Source organism: Streptomyces albus subsp. albus (genome assembly GCF_000725885.1).
Taxonomy (GTDB): domain Bacteria; phylum Actinomycetota; class Actinomycetes; order Streptomycetales; family Streptomycetaceae; genus Streptomyces; species Streptomyces albus.
In genome coordinates this window covers 1-18,387 of record NZ_JODR01000057.1, presented here as the reverse complement: position 1 = coordinate 18,387, position 18,387 = coordinate 1, and the positions used below count along the sequence as shown (strand labels likewise).

At 73.7% G+C, this 18,387-nt stretch carries 2 protein-coding genes and 2 pseudogenes; all 4 read right to left on the bottom strand.

Going from position 1 to position 18,387, the window contains the following annotated elements; genetic code table 11:
- Window positions 1-1,413 (bottom strand): acyl carrier protein (locus IO40_RS39560; protein WP_425264246.1); only part of this gene is annotated, 1,413 nt, incomplete at its 3' end.
- A pseudogene (locus tag IO40_RS34490) lies at window positions 1,391-5,155 on the bottom strand (type I polyketide synthase); the annotation flags it as partial. The gene IO40_RS39560 and the pseudogene IO40_RS34490, both read right to left, overlap by 23 nt.
- 44 nt (window positions 5,156-5,199) lie before the next feature.
- Window positions 5,200-9,129 carry an SDR family NAD(P)-dependent oxidoreductase gene (locus IO40_RS39720; protein ID WP_482255575.1) on the bottom strand — a complete coding sequence of 1,310 codons (3,930 nt, stop codon included), beginning with the start codon at window positions 9,127-9,129 and terminating at the stop codon, window positions 5,200-5,202.
- A gap of 140 nt (window positions 9,130-9,269) precedes the next feature.
- Window positions 9,270-18,374, bottom strand: a pseudogene (locus IO40_RS39290) (type I polyketide synthase); the annotation flags it as partial.
- Between the last annotated feature and the right edge of the window lie 13 nt (window positions 18,375-18,387).

Sequence of the window (18,387 nt, the reverse complement as noted above, 5' to 3'; positions counted from 1 at the left end):
CTGCGACGGACCATTCGGCGCCGTCAACCCGTTCGACGCACCATCCTGATTCACCGCACTGCCACGCACCACCGCCAACACCCGATGGCCGTTCCGCCGCGCATCCGACAACCGCTCCAGGACCAGGACCCCCACACCCTCGCCCCAACCCGTACCGTCCGCATCATCCGAGAACGCCTTGCACCGACCATCCCCAGCCAGCCCGCCCTGCCGCTCGAACTCCACGAACGCACCCGGCGTCGACATCACCGTTACACCACCGGCCAGAGCCAACGAACACTCACCCGAGCGCAACGACTGAGCCGCCATGTGCATCGCCACCAACGACGACGAACAAGCCGTATCAACCGTCACCGCCGGACCCTCGAGCCCCAACGCATACGACACCCGACCCGACAGCACACTGCCCGAACTACCGGTCCCGGCGTAGCCGTCACCCGACTCACCGGCCAGCGCCAACAGCGCCGGATAGTCCTGGCCGTTGGTGCCCGCGAAGACCCCCACGGGCAGCCCCCGCAGCGACAAGGGCGCGATGCCGGCGCCCTCCAAGGACTCCCAGACGACCTCCAGCAACAGCCGCTGTTGCGGGTCCATCGCCAGGGCCTCGCGCGGCGAGATCCCGAACAGCCCGGCATCGAAGTCCGCCGCACCTTCGACGAAACCGCCCACCCGGGCGTAGCCGTCACCCGTGTCCTGGATGCGGTCCCAGCCGCGGTCGGCGGGGAAGCCGCCCATGGCGTCCACGCCGTCCGCCAGCAGCCGCCACAGGTCTTCGGGAGAGGCGACGCCGCCGGGGAAACGGCAGCCCATGCCCACCACGACTACCGGGTCGTCCGTGGCCGCCGGGGAGGCCGTGACTGCCACCGCTGCCGGAACGTCGTCCTCGGTCGCGCCGAACAGCCGGGTCAGCAGTTCATCGGTCAGGGCCTCGACGGAGGGATAGTCGTACACCAGCGTCGACGGAAGGGTGAGGGCGGTCTCGGCGGCCAGGCCGTTGCGGAGTTCGACGGCGGTCAGCGAGTCGAAGCCGAGGTCCCGGAAGGATTTGGAGACGTCCACCGCGGTCGCCTCTGTGAAGCCCAGTACGGACGCGGCCCGGCCACGCACCGTCTCCATCAGGGACGAGCGTCGGGCCGCACCCGACAGACCAGCCAGTCGCTTCCGCAGCCCGCCACCGCCGGCCGACTCCGCACGCTCGACCACCACACCAGCACCCGGCGCCACCTCGTCCCACAGGCGGCTGGCCCGCACCGCAGTGGCCCCGGGGACAAAGCGCCCCCAGTCCACGTCAACGACCGTCTCACACCCCGAAACCGAACCGAGCACATCGACAGCAACCCCGGGGTCCAGCGGCGTCAGACCACCACGGGCCAACCGAGCCCGTACGCCCTCATCGGCTGCCATGCCGCTCACCCGCCTTCGCCTCCCACACCCCAGCCAGCCGGTCAACCGTCAAACCGCCGACCACACCGTCATCCAGCACACCCGCCGCATGCACCACCGCAGAAACATCAAAGCGCTCAAACAGCTCTTCCACCTCACGGCGCACACCGACATCACACGCCACCACCTCCACCCCCGCGCCCAACGCCCGCAACTCCTCACACAGCTCCGCCGCCCCCTCAGCCGCCATGCCCCGCCGACTCGCCAGCACCACACGCCCCGCACCACGCTCCACCACCCAACGAGCCACACGCGCACCCAACGCACCCGTACCACCCGTCACCAACACCGTCCCCGACGGCAACCACACACCACCACCGGACGACGACCGGGCACGCACCAACCGCCGACCCAAAACAGCCCCACCACGCACCGCCACCTGATCCTCCACACCGGCACCGCCGGCCAACACCTCCACCAACCGCGCCACCGAACCCCCCACAGGCTCGACCGGCACATCCACCAGACCACCCCACCGGCCCGGCTCCTCCAACGCCACAACCCGCCCCAGACCCCACACACCAGCCCGCAACGGACACACCACACCATCACCAGGCACCACCGACACCGCACCAGACGTCACACACCACACCCGGACATCCAGCCCCGCATCCGCAACGGCCTGCACCAACGCAACCGTCCCCACCAAACCAACAGGCACCCCCACATGCTCCGAGTGACCCGTCTCCTCCTGCCCCAGGAACGACACCACCCGCCCGCACCCCGCGAACCCGGCCAACCGCTCAGCCAGCCCCACCCGGTCCAGATCACCGACCCCCAACCGCAACCGCTCCACCCGCACACCACGCGAGGCCAACTCCCCCGCCAACGCCTCCGCCCACACATCCAACGCACCAGCGGACTCCACCAACAACCAGCCGCCCGACAGATCGCTCACCTCGTCGGTGGTCACCGGGTGCCAGGCGATCTCGTACCGCAGGCCGTCGGCGGCGGTGCGCTCGGTGCGCTGTCGCCGGGGGCTGGTCCCTTCGGGGTTCTGCATCCAGTAGCGGTCCCGGGCGAAGGGGTAGGTCGGCAGGTCGGTGGTGCGTGCGTCGGTGTGGGCGTAGAAGGCGTGCCAGTCGACCCGGCCGCCGTCCGCCCAGAGCCGGGCCAGGGCGGTCACCGCGCTAGTCGGCTCCGGCCGGTCGCGGCGCAGCAATGCCACCGCGAGTGCGCCGTCCCCGCAGGTCTCGTCGATGGCGCCGACCAGGTTCGTGTCCGGGCCGAGTTCCACGAAGCGGGCCACTTTCTGTGCCCGCATCCGTGTGATGGCGTCCGCGAACCGGACTGTTCCCCGTATCTGGTCCGCCCAGTAGGAGGGGGTGAACGCGATGACGGGCTCGCCGGTGAGGGTGGAGATGATCGGCAGCTGTGGGCGTGCGTGGGGCACTGAGCCGGCCAGTCGGGCGAACTCGTCCAGCATGGGGCCCATCAGGGCCGAGTGGAAGGCGTGGCTGGTCTCCAGCCACCGGCCCTGGCGGTCCACGAGTCGCGCGGCCACCGTCTCGACGGCCTCCCGCTCCCCGGAGAGCACCACCTGGCCGGGCGCGTTCACCGCCGCGACCGAGACGCCCTCCACCAGCAGCGGGGTGACTTCCTCCAGCGAGGCGCGTACCGCCCACATCGCGCCGCCCGACGGCAGTGCGGCCATCAACCGTGCGCGTGCCGCAACCAGACGACACGCGTCCGGCAGGGTCAACACCCCGGCCACGTGCGCGGCGGCGAACTCGCCGACCGAGTGCCCGGTCAGACAGTCCGGTGTGACGCCCCATGACTCCAGCAGCCGGAACAGCGCCACCTCGATGGCGAACAGGGCGGGCTGGGCCCAGCCGGTGCCGGACAGCAGTCCGTCCGGGTCGGTGAACATCACCTCACGCAGCGGACGGTCCAGCAGCCCGTCGAAGCCCGCGCACACCTCGTCCAGTGCAGCCGCGAACACGGGGAAGGTCTCCGCCAGCTCCCGGCCCATCCCGACCCGCTGACCGCCCTGGCCCGAGAAGACGAATCCGAGCCGTGCCCGGGTGCGTCCGGTTCCGCCGCGTACCGTGCCCCGGACGACGTGCGGGCTGGTGGCGCCGGTTGTGAGTGTCTCCAGGGCGCTGTCCGCCGAGTCGAGGTCCGACGCCAGGACCACGGCGCGGTGTTCGAAAGCGGCGCGGCCGGTGGCCAGCGTGCGGCCGATGTCCAATGGCCGGGTGCCGGGGCGCGCGGTCAGTGACGAGCGCAGCCGGGCCGCGAGCTTGGGCAGTGTCTCGGGCTGCCTGGTGGACAGCGTCCAGGGCACGACCGGCAGCGGTACGGCCGGAGCCGCCGGTGCGTCCTGGGCAGGGTCGGCTTCGGCGGGGGCCTCCTCCAGGATGACGTGGGCGTTCGTGCCGCTGATGCCGAAGGAGGAGACGCCGGCGCGTCTCGGTCGCTCCCCGCGCGGCCACTGCCGTGCCTGGCCGAGCAGTTCCACGGCGCCCGAGGACCAGTCCACGTGGGACGAGGGCTTCTCGGCGTACAGCGTCTTCGGCAGCAGTTCGTGACGCAGGGCGAGCACCATTTTCAGCACGCCCGTGACACCGGCCGCGGCCTGGGTGTGCCCCAGGTTCGACTTGACCGAGCCCAGCCACAGCGGCCGGTCCTCGGGCCGGTCCTGTCCGTAGGTGGCCAGCAGCGCCTGCGCCTCGATCGGGTCGCCGAGCGAGGTGCCGGTGCCGTGTGCCTCCACCGCGTCCACCTCGGACGCGGCGATTCCGGCGTTGGTGAGCGCGGTGCGGATGACGCGCTGCTGGGAGGGGCCGTTCGGCACGGTGAGGCCGTTGGAGGCGCCGTCCTGGTTGACAGCAGTGCCGCGTACCACCGCGAGGACGCGGTGGCCGGCGCGGCGGGCGTCGGAGAGCCGGCTGACGACCAGCAGCCCGACGCCCTCCGACCAGCCGGTGCCGTCGGCGTCGTCGGAGAACGCCTTGCACCGGCCGTCGGAGGCGAGGCCCTGCTGGCGGCTGAACTCCAGGAACATGCCGGGCGTCGACATCACGGTGACACCGCCGACGAGCGCCAGCGAGCACTCGCCCGACCGCAGGGACGTGACCGCCATGTGCAGTGCCACGAGGGAGGAGGAGCACGCCGTGTCCACGGTGACGGCGGGCCCCTTGAGTCCCAGTGTGTAGGCGATGCGGCCGGAGGCGACGGCCATGGAGTTGCCGGTGAGCAGGTAGCCCTCGACGCCCTGCGGCAGCTCGGTGAGGTGGGAGCCGTAGCCGGTGGAGGCCGCGCCGACGAAGACTCCGGTGTCGGTGTTCTTGAGGGCGGTGGGGTCCACGCCGGCGTGTTCGAACGCTTCCCAGGACGCCTGGAGCAGCAGCCGCTGCTGCGGGTCCATCGCCAGGGCCTCACGCGGGCTCATGCCGAAGAACGCCGGGTCGAACTCGGTGGCGTCGTGGACGAATCCGCCTTCCCTGGCGTAGCTGGTGCCGGGCCGGGTGGGGTCGGGGCTGTAGAGGTGTGCCAGGTCCCAGCCCCGGTCGACGGGGAAGGCGGACATGCCGTCGCCGCCCCGTTCGAGGAGCCGCCACAGGTCGTGCGGCGAGCGTACGTCGCCGGGCAGCCGGCAGCTCATGCCGACGATCGCGATCGGCTCGGTGTTCGCGGCCTCGATCTCCCGCAGCCGCCGGTTGGCCTGGCGCAGCTCGCCGGTGGCCTTCTTCAGGTAGTCGAGCAGCTTCTGCGGCTCGACGCTGTCAGTGCTGCGCGCAGCCTGGTTCTCGCTCAAGACGCCCCACCAAGTTCGCCGTCGATCATTTTGAACAGCTCGTCGGCCGTGGCCGACTCCAGTGCGTCGGACCCGTCGTCGTCCGTGGCCCCGCCACCCGTGGCCGTGGCCGTGGATGAGGACGTGGCTGTGGCTGTGGCCGTGGCCCATTTCGCGGCGAGCGCCTGCAGGCGCCTGCCCACCGCGTCGTCCGGTCCGCCGTCGGCCGCCAGCCGGTCCAGTGCCCGCTCCAGCCGGTCGATGTCGTCGAGCACCGCGTGCGGGGCGGTGGCCGCCCCGGCCGTGCCGTCCGCCGCCTCCTCGCCGATGTCCTGGACCACCTCGGCCAGCAGGTGCTCGGCGAGCGCGGCCGGCGTCGGGTAGTCGAAGACCAGCGTGGCGGGCAGCCGCGTGCCGGACATGCTGCCGAGCCGGTTGCGCAGCTCGATGGCGGTGAGGGAGTCGAAGCCCAGCTCGTTGAAGGTCTGCTCGGCCTCGATCTCGTCGGCGGAGCCGTGCCCGAGGACCGCGGCGGCCTGCCCGCAGACCAGGTCCACCAGATGGTCGGCCCGGTCCGCGGCCGGCAGGGCCCGCAGCCGGTCCGCCAGCGGGGCGGGCGCCTGCGCGGCGGGCGCGGCCGGTGCCTCGCGCCGTACCGTGCCGCCCGCCAGCAGGCGCAAGAGCGGCGGTACGGGGCCGGCGGCGAAGGCGTCCGGTGCGGTGTCGAGCCGCATCGGCAACAGTGCCGCCTCGTCGGTGGACAGCGCGAAGTCGAACAGTCCGAGTCCCTGTTCCGCGGTCAGGGGCCGCATCCCGGCCTGTTCCATCCGCGCGAAGTCGGTCTCCGTCAGGTGGCCGGTCATGCCGCGGTCCGCCACCCACGGGCCCCAGGCCAGCGACACGGCGGGCACGCCGCGGTGCCGTGCCCAGCGGGCGAACGCGTCGAGGAACGCGTTGGCCGCCGCATAGTTGGCCTGCCCGGCGCCGCCGAAGGTGCCGGCCGCGCCGGAGAAAAGGACGAACGCCGCGAGGTCCGCGTGCCGTGTCAGCTCGTACAGGTTCACCGCGGCGTCGGCCTTCGGACGCAGTGCGGTGTCCAGGCGCTGCGGGGTGAGGGAGGGGAGGACTCCGTCATCGACCACCCCGGCGACATGGACGACGGCCGTGAGCGGGTGCTCGGCGGGGATCGCCGCCAGGGTGCGTTCGAGCGCCGCCCGGTCCGCCGCGTCGCACGCCTCGACGCGTGCGGTGGCGCCCAGCTCCGCCAGTTCGGCGACCAGCTCGGCGGCGCCGTCGGCCGCCGGCCCGCGTCGGCTGGTGAGCAGCAGACGGCGTGCGCCGTACCGTTCGACGAGGTGCCGGGCGACGTAGCGGCCGAGGCCACCGGTGCCGCCGGTGATCAGCACGGTGCCTTCCGGGTCGGGCCGGGACGGCACGGTCAGCACCACCTTGCCGATGTGCCGGGCCTGGCTCATGTGCCGGAACGCCTCCGGTGCCCGTCGCACGTCCCAGGCGGCCACCGGCAGCGGGCGCAGCGCACCGGCCTCGATGAGCCGGAGCACCTCGGTGAGCATGGCGCCGATGCGCTCGGGGCCGGCCTCGACGAGGTCGAAGGCCCGGTAGGCGACTTCCTTGTGCTCCCGCGCGATCCGTTCGGGGTCCCGGATGTCGGTCTTGCCCATTTCCACGAACCGGCCGCCGGCGGCGAGGAGCCGCAGCGAGGCGTCGACGTGGTCCCGGGCCAGCGAGTTGAGCACGACGTCCATCCGGCCGGCCTCGGCCACCGCCCGGAAGCGTTCCTCGAAGGCCAGGTCACGGGACGAGGCGATGTGGTCGTCGTCGAGACCGAGGGCGCGCAGGCTGTCCTGTTTGGCCGGGCTCGCGGTGCCGAACACCTCGGCGCCGAGGTGCCGGGCGAGCTGTACTGCGGCCATGCCGACGCCGCCGGCGGCTGCGTGCACAAGCACCGCTTCGCCGGGCCGCACCTGCGCCAGGTCGACGAGGGCGTAGTACGCGGTGAGGAAGACCACCGGTACGGAGGCGGCCTGCCGGAACGTCCAGCCGTCCGGTATCCGGGCGATCATCCGCTGGTCGGCGACGGTGACCGGGCCGAGCGCCTTGCCGAACATGCCCAGCACCCGGTCGCCGGGTGCGAACCCGGTCACGCCGGGGCCGACCTCGGTGATGACACCGGCGCCTTCGACACCCATCGGCCCGGGGTCGCCCGGGTACATGTCCAGCGCGTTCAGCACGTCCCGGAAGTTGAGGCCGGCGGCGCGCACCGCCACCCGCACCTGGCCGGTGCCCAGCGGCTCCAGCAGCTCCGGGTCCGCGGCCAGGGTGAGGTTGGCGAGACTGCCGCGCCCGGTGCTGTCCAGCCGCCATGCCTCGGTGTCGGCGGGCGGCACGAGGGCGCCGTCCGCGCCGGACCGGGCCAGACGTGCCGCGCTCACCCGGCCGTCCCGTACGACGAGCTGTGGCTCGTCGGAGGCGACGATGCCGGGCAGTGCCCGGGCGGACTCCTCCGCATCGTCGAGGTCGACGAGTACGAAGCGGCCGGGCTCCTCCGACTGCGCGGAGCGCACGAGTCCCCACACCGCGGCGGCGGCCGGGTCGCTCGGGCCAGCCGGATCGCCGGCCGCGACGGCGCCGCGGGTGACGACCACCAGCCGGGAGGAGGCGAACCGTGCGTCCGCGAGCCACCGTTGCAGCAGCTCCAGCACCTCGTGGGTCAGCGCCCTCGTGTCGGCCGCCATCCGGTCCGCGCCGGCCGCCGGGGCGTCCGCGCTCACCTCGCGGGCGGCCCCCGTCTCGCCGGGCGAGGCGGCGAGGGTGCGTGCGGAGCGGCCCCGGCAGGGCAGCAGCACCACGTCCGGGACGGGACCCTCGCCGAGCCCGTCCAGGCCGGCGACCGCGCGTGCTCCCAGTGCGTCCGTGAGCCCCGGGTCGTCGGCGCCGAGCACGGCCCACTGCCGGGTGCCGGACGCGCTCGCCTCGGCCAGTGGCGTCGGGACGAAGTCGAGGCGGAACAGGTCTTTCGGGTACCCGGTGCGCGGCGCGTGCAGTTGCGTCGCCGACACCTCGCGCATCGCCAGGGAGTCGACGACGGCGACGGGCCGGCCGGAGCCGTCCGCGATCGACAGGGCCAGCGCGTCGGGCCCGGCCTGCGACAGCCGTACCCGAAGGCTCTCGGCGCCCGGGGCGAACAGCGACACACCGGACCAGGAGAACGGCAGCCTCTTCCGGCCGCTGCCGTCCAGCGCGACGAAGGTCAGCGCCTGGAGCGCCGCGTCGAGCAGCGGCGGGTGCAGCCGGTAGTCGGCGGCCTCGTCCGCGTGGGCCCGGTCCAGCGCGATCTCGGCGTACACGTCGCCACCGGCCCGCCAGGCCCGGCGCAGGCCCCGGAAAGCGGGACCGTAGGCGAAGCCGCTCTGCCGGTACATCTCGTAGAAGTCGGTGACGTCGATGGTCTCGGCCCCGGGCGGCGGCCAGGAGACCAGGTCGTACGACGGCGCGGGCCGGCCGTGGCCGAGGGCGCCCAGAGTGCCGGTGGCGTGCAGCGTCCAGGGGACGTCCGCCGCCGCGCCGTCGGGCCGGGCGTGCATCCGCAGCGGGCGCAGCCCGGACTCGTCCGGCCCGTCGACCACGAGCTGTACCTGCACCGCGCCTTCGGCGGGCAGCACCAGCGGGGCCGCCAGCGTCAGCTCCTCGACCTGGTCGCAGCCGACCGACTCGGCGGCCCACAACGCCAGTTCCAGGAACGCGGTGCCGGGGAACAAGATGGTGCCCATCACCTCGTGGTCGGCCAGCCACGGCAGATCACGCACGCCGATCCGGCCGGTGAACAGCTGTCCCCCGTCCCCGGCGAGCGCCACCGCCGCACCGAGCAGCGGGTGCCCCGCGTCGGCGAGTCCCGCCGCGGCCACATCGCCGGCCCTGCGCGCCATCGGGCGGGGCCAGTACGGCTTCCGCTGGAAGGCGTAGGTGGGCAGCTCGACGGTCCGGGCGCCGGTCGGCGCGTAGAACGCCGCCCAGTCGGCCTCGGCACCGTCCGCCCACAGGCGGGCCAGGGCGGTGACGGCGGTGGGGTGGCCGCCGCCTCGGTGAACTCGGCCAGCATCGGGTCCATGAGCGCCGAGTGGAAGGCGTGACTGACCTCCAGCCAACGACCCTGATGGTCGGGCAAGGCGGCGGCCACGGTTTCGACGGCTTCGCGGGTGCCGGAGAGCACGACCTGACCCGGCGCGTTCACCGCCGCCACCGACACGCCCTCCACCAGCAGCGGTGTGACCTCGTCCTCGGTGGCCCGGACCGCCCACATCGCCCCGCCCTCGGGCAGCGCCTGCATCAACCGGGCACGAGCAGCAACAAGCGCACAGGCGTCCGCCAGCGACAACACACCCGACACATGCGCAGCCGCCAACTCGCCCACCGAGTGGCCAACGAGGTAATCAGGCGTGACGCCCCACGACTCCACCAGCCGGAACAACGCCACCTCGACCGCGAACAACGCAGGCTGAGCCCAACCCGTCAGCCCCAACGCCTCCGCGTCCTCATCGGCATCCGCGAACATCACATCCCGCAGCGGACGGTCCAGCAATCCGTCGAAGTGCGCACACACCTCATCCAACGCATCAGCGAACACCGAGAAGACCGAAGCCAACTCCCGGCCCATACCGAGACGCTGACCACCCTGGCCCGAGAACACAAACCCCGTCAGACCGGTGCGGGCCGTGCTGGTCACGGTGTCCGGCGTGGCCTCTCCGGCGGCGAGGGCCGCCAGTCGGGTACGCAACTCGTCGGTGTCCGCGCCCAGGACGACCGCGCGATGCTCCAGGGCCGCGCGGGTGGTGGCCAGGGAGAGGGCCACGTCGAGCGGGTTGGCACCCGCCGTCGCGGTCTCCAACCGGTCTGCTTGCGCGGCGAGTGCCGCGGCGGTCCGTGCGGACACCACCCAGGGCACCAGCGGCAGATCGGCGTCGACCGGCCCGGCCGGGGCAGCACCGGCGGGGGCTTCGGTCGTCGTCGGGGGTTCCTCGATGATGACGTGGGCGTTGGTGCCGCTGATTCCGAAGGACGACACGCCCGCACGTCGGCGGCGTTCGCAGCGCGGCCACTGCCGTGCCTCGGCCAGCAGTTCCACCGCGCCGGCCGACCAGTCCACGTGCGTGGACGGCGTTCCCACGTGCAGGGTTCTGGGCAGCGTCTCGTGCTGCATCGCCAGCACCATCTTGATCAGCCCGGCAACACCGGCGGCGGCCTGCGTGTGCCCGAGGTTCGACTTGACCGAGCCCAACCACAGCGGACGGTCCTCCGCACGGTCCTGGCCGTAGGTCGCCAGCAGCGCCTGCGCCTCGATCGGGTCGCCCAGCGTGGTGCCGGTGCCGTGCGCCTCCACCGCGTCCACGTCGGAGGCGGTGAGGCCGGCGTTCGCCAGCGCCTGCCGGATGACGCGCTGCTGGGAGGGACCGTTGGGGGCCGTCAGTCCGTTGGAGGCGCCGTCCTGGTTGGTGGCGCTGCCGGTGACCAGGGCGAGCACCGTGTGTCCGGCGCGGCGCGCGTCGGAGAGGCGTTCGAGGACGAGCACGCCGACGCCTTCCGCCCAGCCGGTGCCGTCCGCGTCGTCGGAGAACGCCTTGCAGCGGCCGTCGACGGCGAGGCCGTGCTGGCGGCTGAAGCTGACGAACGGCCCCGGCGTGGAGATGAGCGTGACACCGCCGGCCACCGCGAGCGAGCACTCGTCGTTGCGCAGCGCCTGCGCCGCCAGGTGCAGGGCGACGAGGGACGACGAGCAGGCCGTGTCGACGGTGACCGCCGGGCCCTCCAGCCCGAGGGTGTAGGCGACCCGGCCGGACAGCACGCTCGCGGCGTTGCCGGTCATGAAGTAGCCGTCCGCGCCCTGCGGTGAGGCCATCAGCAGGGCGCCGTAGTCGGAGCCGTTGCTGCCGGCGAACATCCCGGTCCGGCTGCCGGTCAGGGACGTCGGGGCGATGCCGGCCCGCTCGAACGCCTCCCACGAGCACTCCAGCAGCAGCCGCTGCTGCGGGTCCATGGCCAGTGCCTCGCGCGGGTTGATGCCGAACAGCGCGGCGTCGAACCCGCTGACGTCGTCGACGAATCCGCCGTGCCGGGTGTACGTCGTGCCGGCCTTGTCCGGGTCGGGGTCGTAGACCCCTTCGACGTCCCAGCCGCGGTCGGCCGGGAACGAGGAGATCGCGTCCTCGCCGTCCGACAGGAGCCGCCAGAACTCCTCCGGCGAGGACACCCCGCCGGGCAGTCGGCAGCTCATGCCGATGATGGCGATGGGGTCGTCGTCGGTCTCCGTCGGCCGGCTGTTCGCCGCGGGGGCGGCCGGTGCCGGGGCGGCGGCGCCGATGAGTTCCTGACGCAGATGGCGCACCAGCGCGTTGGGGCTGGGGTGGTCGAAGACCAGCGTGGTGGGCAGCTTCAGCCCGGTGACCATGCCGAGCCGGTTGCGCAGCTCGACGGCGGTCAGGGAGTCGAACCCGATGTCGGCGAAGACGTGGGTGGGCTCGACGTCGGACGGGTCGGCGAAGCCGAGCACCCCGGCGACGTGCTTGCGTACCAGGTCCAGCAGTTCGCGGTCGCGTTCGATGTCGGTGAGCCCGGCCAGCCGGGCGGCGAGCGAGTCGGGGCCGGCGGCGGGGCCCTCTCCGTCCGCCGTCTCCAGGGCCTGGTGGGCCTCCGGTATCCGGTCGAGGAGCATGCTGCGCCGTGCGGCCGTGAACGCGGGGGCGTAGACGCTCCAGTCGACGCCGGCCACGGTGAGCGCGGCGTCGCCGTCGGCGACGGTCTGCCGGAGCACGGCGACGGCGGATGCGGGCGGCAGCGCGTGGATGCCGCCCTTGCGCTGCCGGGCCTCGATGGCGGTGCTGTCCGCCATGCCGGCGTCGGACCACGGGCCCCACGCGATCGAGGTCGCGGCCAGCCCTTCGGCCCGGCGGTGTTCGGCGAGCGCGTCGAGGACGGCGTTCGCGGCGGCGTAGTTCGCCTGTCCGGGACCGCCCCAGACGCCGGCGGTGGAGCTGAACAGCACGAACGCGTCCAGGTCGAGACCGCGTTGCCGGGTCAGCTCGTCGAGGACGAGTGCGGCGTGCGCCTTGGGGGCCATCACCCCGGCGATGCGCCCGGGGTCGAGCGCGCCCAGGACGCCGTCGTCCAGGACACCCGCCGCGTGCACGACCGCAGTGAGCGGCGGCGTGCCGGACAGCCCGTCGAGCAGCGCGGCGACCTGGTCGCGGTCTGCCACGTCGCAGGCCGCGACGGTCACTTCGGCGCCCAGCGCCTCCAGGTCCCGGCGGATTTCCGACGCTCCGGGTGCGTCGGGCCCGCGCCGGCTGGTCAGCACCACGTGCGCGGCGCCGTGCTCGACGGCGAAGCGGGCCACCCTGGCGCCCAGGGCCCCGGTGCCGCCGGTGATCAGCACCGTGCCGGAGGGGGTCCATGCCCCGTCCGCGCCGGGCTGCCGCGGCGCGCGCACCAGTCGCCGCCCGAACAGGCCGGAGGCGCGCAGCGCGATCTGGTCGTCCTCGGCCGCGGCGAGGGCGTTCACCACGCGGCGCGCGGCCCGCGCGTCGGCTTCGGCGGGTACGTCGACGAGACCGCCCCACCGGTCGGGGTGTTCCAGTGCGGCCACCCGGCCGAGGCCCCATACGGCTGCCTGGCGGGGCCGGGTCACCGCGTCCCACTTGGCGACCGGGACGGCGCCCGAGGTCAGCGTCCACAGCGGGGCGTCGAGTCCGGCGTCCCCGAGCGCCTGGAGCAGCACGGAGGTCAGGCCGAGACCGAGCGGCAGGCCGGTGTGGCCGCTGTCCCGTTCGTCGAGGCCCAGCAGCGACACCACTCCGGTCAGACCGGCCGGCAGGCCGCTGTCGCCCAGCCGTGCGGTGAGCGCCGCACGGTCGAGGTCGGGCTCGCCCAGCTCCAGCGTGTGCGGGGTGCCGCCCAGGGCCGCCAGTTCGGTGCCGAGCGCGTCGGCCCAGCTCCTGGCCGTGCCGTCATCGGGCGTCACCACCAGCCAGGTTCCGGACGCGGACGCCACGTCGGGCACGGTCAGCGGTGTCCAGTTGACGCGGTAGCGCCAGGAGTCGGTGGTGTGCGCCTCGCGTTGCTTCCTGCGCCAGTCGGCCAGCACCGGCAGCAGCGGATCGACCACGGCCGGGTCGGTGCCCAGGGCACCGGCCAGCGCCGAGGCGTCGGCGCGTTCGACGGCCGCCCAGAACTCGCGGTCCTGCGCGGTCCCCTCGCCGGCGTCGGCGGCGGCCGGGCCGGCGGCGAGCTGCGGCCAGTAGCTCTGCCGCTGGAAGGCGTACGTGGGCAGTTCGACCGTCGTGGGCCGGGTGCCGTCGAAGGCGGCTGCCCAGTCGACGGCCACGCCGTGCACCCACAACTCGGCCAGTCCGGCGGTGAAGCGGTCGAGGCCGCCGTCGTCGCGCCGCAGGGAGCCGGTCACCACCGCGTTGTCGGCCGTCTGGAGGATCTCCTGCACCGCGGTGGTCAGCACCGGGTGCGAGGAGACCTCGACGAACGTGCCGTAGCCTTCTGCGGCCAGCTTTTCGACGGCCTCGGCGAACCGCACGGTGGAGCGCAGGTTGGTGAACCAGTACGTGCCGTCCATGCCCGAGCCGTCGACGAATTCGCCGGTCACCGTGGACAGCAGCGGCACGTCGCCCGCGTGGGCGTCGATCCCGTCCAGCACGGCGGCCAGCTCGTCCTCCAGGACGTCCATGGCCGGCGAGTGGGAGGCGTAGTCCACGGCGATCCGCCGGGCCCGGTGCCCCAGCCGTTCGCATTCGGCGACCACTTCCCCGACCGCGGCCACGTCACCCGAGACGACCACCTGGCCGGGCCCGTTGACGGCCGCGACGAAGACCTGCCCCACCCGGCCGGCCAGCAGTGCCCCGGCCTCCTCGGCGGAGACGGCGAGCGACGCCATCGTGCCCCGGCCGCCGCCGGCCAGCCGGGCGATCGCCGCGGAGCGGGCCACGACGACCCGCAGCGCGTCCCGCAGCGAGAGCGCTCCGGCCACGTACGCGGCGGCGATCTCGCCCTGCGAATGGCCGACGACGGCCGCCGGCCGCACCCCGTAGGACCGCCACACCGCGGCCAGCGCCACCATCACCACGAACGACGCCGGCTGCACCACGTCCACCCGCTCCAGCGACGGGGCGTCGGCGTCGCCGCGCAGCACCGCGGTCACCGACCAGTCCACCAGTTCCGCCATCGCGGCCTCGCACTCGGCCACCACGGAGGCGAACACGGGCGAGGACTCCAGCAGGCCGGCGCCCATACCGGCCCACTGCGCGCCCTGGCCGGGGAAGACGAACACGGTCCGCCCCACCGGGCCCGCCACCCCGGTCACCACGTGGTCCGCGGGTTCCCCGGCCGCCAGCGCCGCGAGGCCCTCGGTGTACGCGCCGGTCAGCACGGCCCGGTGCTCGAACCGCGAACGGGTCGTCAGCAGCGACCACGCCACGTCCACCGGATCGGCGTCACCGGCCGACTGCCGCAGTGCGGCGGCCTGGCCGCGCAGTCCGGCGGCACTGCGGCCGGACACCACCCACGGCACCACCGGGGGCACGCGCGGGGCGTCGTCGGCGGGCTGTGCCGGCTGCGTCTCCTCGGGGGCCTCCTCCAGGATCACGTGCGCGTTGGTGCCGCTCATCCCGAATCCGGAGACGGCGGCCCGGCGCGGCCGGTCCTCGGACCGTGTCCACTGCCGTGCCTCGGCCAGCAGCTCCACCGCGCCGGCCGACCAGTCGACATGCGTGGAGGGGGTGCCCAGATGCAGGGACTTCGGCATCAGGCCGTGCCGCATCGCCTGCACCATCTTGATCAGTCCGGCGGCACCGGCCGCGGCCTGGGAGTGCCCGATGTTCGACTTGACGGAGCCCAGCCACAGCGGCCGGTCCCCGGGCCGGTCCTGGCCGTAGGTCGCCAGCAGCGCTTGCGCCTCGATGGGGTCACCCAGCGAGGTGCCCGTGCCGTGCGCCTCCACCACATCGACGTCCGCGGCCGACACCTTGGCGTTCGCCAGCGCCTGACGGATCACCCGCTGCTGGGAGGGGCCGTTCGGCGCGGTCAGCCCGTTGGACGCACCGTCCTGGTTCACCGCGCTGCCGCGTACGACCGCCAGCACCCGGTGACCGTTGCGCCGGGCGTCCGACAACCGCTCCAGCAGCAGCATGCCGGCGCCCTCCGCCCAGCTCGCCCCGTCCGCGTCGTCGGAGAACGGCTTCGACCGGCCGTCCTCGGCGAGCGCACGCTGCCGGCTGAACTCGATGAGCGAGATGGGGGTGGACATGACGGTCACCCCGCCGGCGAGCGCCATCGCGCAGTCGTTCTCCCGCAGCGCCTGACAGGCGGAGTGCAGCGTGACCAGGGACGACGAGCAGGCGGTGTCGATCGTCAGCGCCGGCCCCTCCAGGCCGAGGGTGTAGGAGACGCGGCCGGAGAGCACGCTGGGCGAGTTGCCGGTGCCCAGGAAGCCCTCGAAGCTGTCCTCGGCCGCCGCGAGCAGACCGCCGTAGTCCTGGTAGGTGACTCCGGCGAACACCCCGGTGCGGCTGCCGCGCATGGCGTGCGCGTCGAGCCCGGCGTGCTCCAGCGCCTCCCAGGAGACCTCCAGCAGCAGCCGCTGCTGCGGGTCCATCGCGACCGCCTCACGCGGGCTGATGCCGAAGAAGGTGGCGTCGAACAGGCTTGCGTCGTGCAGGAACCCGCCCTCGTGGACGTAGCAGGTGCCGGGGTTGTCCGGGTCCGGGTCGTACAGCGCCTCCAGGTCCCAGCCGCGGTCGGTCGGGAAACCGGAGATCGCATCGGTTCCCTCGGCGACCAGCTGCCACAGCTCCTGCGCGCTGCGCACGCCGCCCGGGTAGCGGCAGCTCATGCCGATGATGGCGATCGGCTCATCCACGCCGGCGGCACCGCCTTCGGCCGGGTCCCCGACCGCGGAGGAGGCCGTCGGCCCGCCGAGCAGTTCCGCGCAGAGGTGGTCGACCAGGACAGCCGGCGTCGGGTGGTCGAAGACGAGGGTCGCGGGCAGCCGCAGGCCCGTCTCCTCAGCCAGCGCCTCCCGCAGCTGGACGGCGGTGAGGGAGGTGAAGCCCAGGTCGCGGAACGCGAGATGCTCGTCCACCGCCTGCCCCTTGGGCCGGTCGAGCACGATCGCGGCCCGGCGGCTCACGATCTCCAGCAGGGCGGCGCGCTGCTCGTCCTCCGGCAGCGCGGCGAGGCGGTCGCGGAGCGCCCGGCCACCACCGGACACGGCGGCAGCCGCCTTGCGGCGTACCGGGGCGCGACGGGCGGGCCCGGTCGCCGACGGGGCCGGGGCCGGGGCCGGGGCCGGCGAGGCACCGTCGGCGGCGGCGGCGACGGGACCTGTCGCGGGCGCGGTGCCGGATGCGGTGTCGGACGCGGTGCCGGATGCGGTTTCGGACGCGGTGCCGGATGCGGTTTCGGACGGGGGGCCGGATGCGGTTTCGGATGTGGCAGGTGCCGACAGCGGTGAGCCGTCGTACGGGCGCAGCGTCAGCGCCTCGGCCGTCAGGACGGGAGCGCCCTCGGTGTCCGCGACCGTGAGGGCGTAGCTGTCCCCCGTGGCGCCCGGGACGATCGCCACCCGCAGCAGCGAGGCGCCCGTGGCGTGCAGGGTCACCCCGTTCCAGCAGAACGGCAGCCGCCGGGCGCCCGCCGACCGCTCGTCGTACGACAACGGCTGGAGCGCGGCGTCGAGCACGGCGGGGTGCAGACCGAAGCGGTCCGCCTCAGCACGGAACTCGTCACCGAGCGCGACCTCCGCGAACAGCTCCCCGTCCCGCCGCCACACCGCGGTCAGCCCCTGGTAGATCGCCCCGTAGCCGAACCCGCCCTCGGCACGCGCGGCGTAGTGACCGTCGACAACGACCGGGACGGCCCCGGCCGGCGGCCAGGCCGTGAGCCCGGCATGCTCCTGCCCGTCGCCCACGGCGAGGACACCGCTCGCGTGGCGGATCCACGACTGCCGTCCCTCCGTGCGGGAACTGATGCGGAACGAGCGGCTGCCGGCCGCGTCGGCGGGATCCACGAGGACCTGCACCTGGACGGCCTGCTCGGCAGGCAGTACCAGGGGCGCCTCGAGGACCAGTTCCTCAATCCGGTCGCAGGCCAGTTCGTCACCGGCGCGGACGGCCAGTTCCACGTATCCGGTGCCGGGGAACACCGCGTCCCCCGCCACCCGGTGCTCGGCGAGCCACGGATGGCTGCGCGCGGAGATCCGCCCGGTGAACACATGGCCGCCGCCGTCGGAGAGTTCCACCGCCGCACCCAGCAGCGGGTGCTTGACCGGATCCGCCCCGATGGCCCCGGCATGCAGGGGGCCGGCCGTGCCGGCCAGCCAGTAGCGCCGGCGCTGGAAGGCGTACGTGGGCAGGTCGACGGTCCGCGCGCCGGTCGGGGCGAAGAACGCCGCCCAGTCGGCCTCGGCACCGTCCGCCCACAGCCGGGCCAGCGCCGCGACAGCGGCGGGTGCTTCCGCACTCTTGCGGTGGATCACGGGGACGGCGAGCGCGTCGTCGTCCACCTCACCGATGGCACCGACCAGGCTCGCGTCCGGGCCCAGCTCCACGAGACGGGCCACGCCCAGGGCCTTGAGGCGGGTGATCGCATCGGCGAAGCGCACGGTGCCGCGCACCTGGTCCGTCCAATACGAGGCGGAGAACTCCTCGACCTGCTCGCCGGTGAGGGTGGACACGATCGGTACCCGGGGACGGGCGTACTCGACGGTGGCCGCCGCGGTGGCCGCCGCCTCGGTGAACTCGGCCAGCATCGGGTCCATGAGCGCCGAGTGGAAGGCGTGACTGACCTCCAGCCAACGACCCTGATGGTCGGGCAACCCCGCAGCCACCGATTCGACGGCTGCGCGGGTGCCGGAGAGCACGACCTGGCCCGGTGCGTTGACCGCTGCCACGGACACGCCTTCGACCAGCAGCGGTGCGACCTCTTCCTCGGTGGCCCGCACGGCCCACATCGCACCGCCCTCGGGCAACGCCTGCATCAACCGGGCACGGGCGGCTACCAGCTTGCACGCGTCCGCCAGCGACAGCACGCCGGATACGTGCGCGGCAGCCAGCTCTCCGACGGAGTGGCCGACGAGGTAGTCGGGCGTGACGCCCCACGACTCCAGAAGCCGGAACAACGCCACCTCG

Bases quoted from the DNA above. Each gene is read 5' to 3' on its own strand.
- IO40_RS39720 (WP_482255575.1), bottom strand. From the start codon at position 9,129: ATGGCGCGCAGGGCCGGCGATGTGGCCGCGGCGGGACTCGCCGACGCG.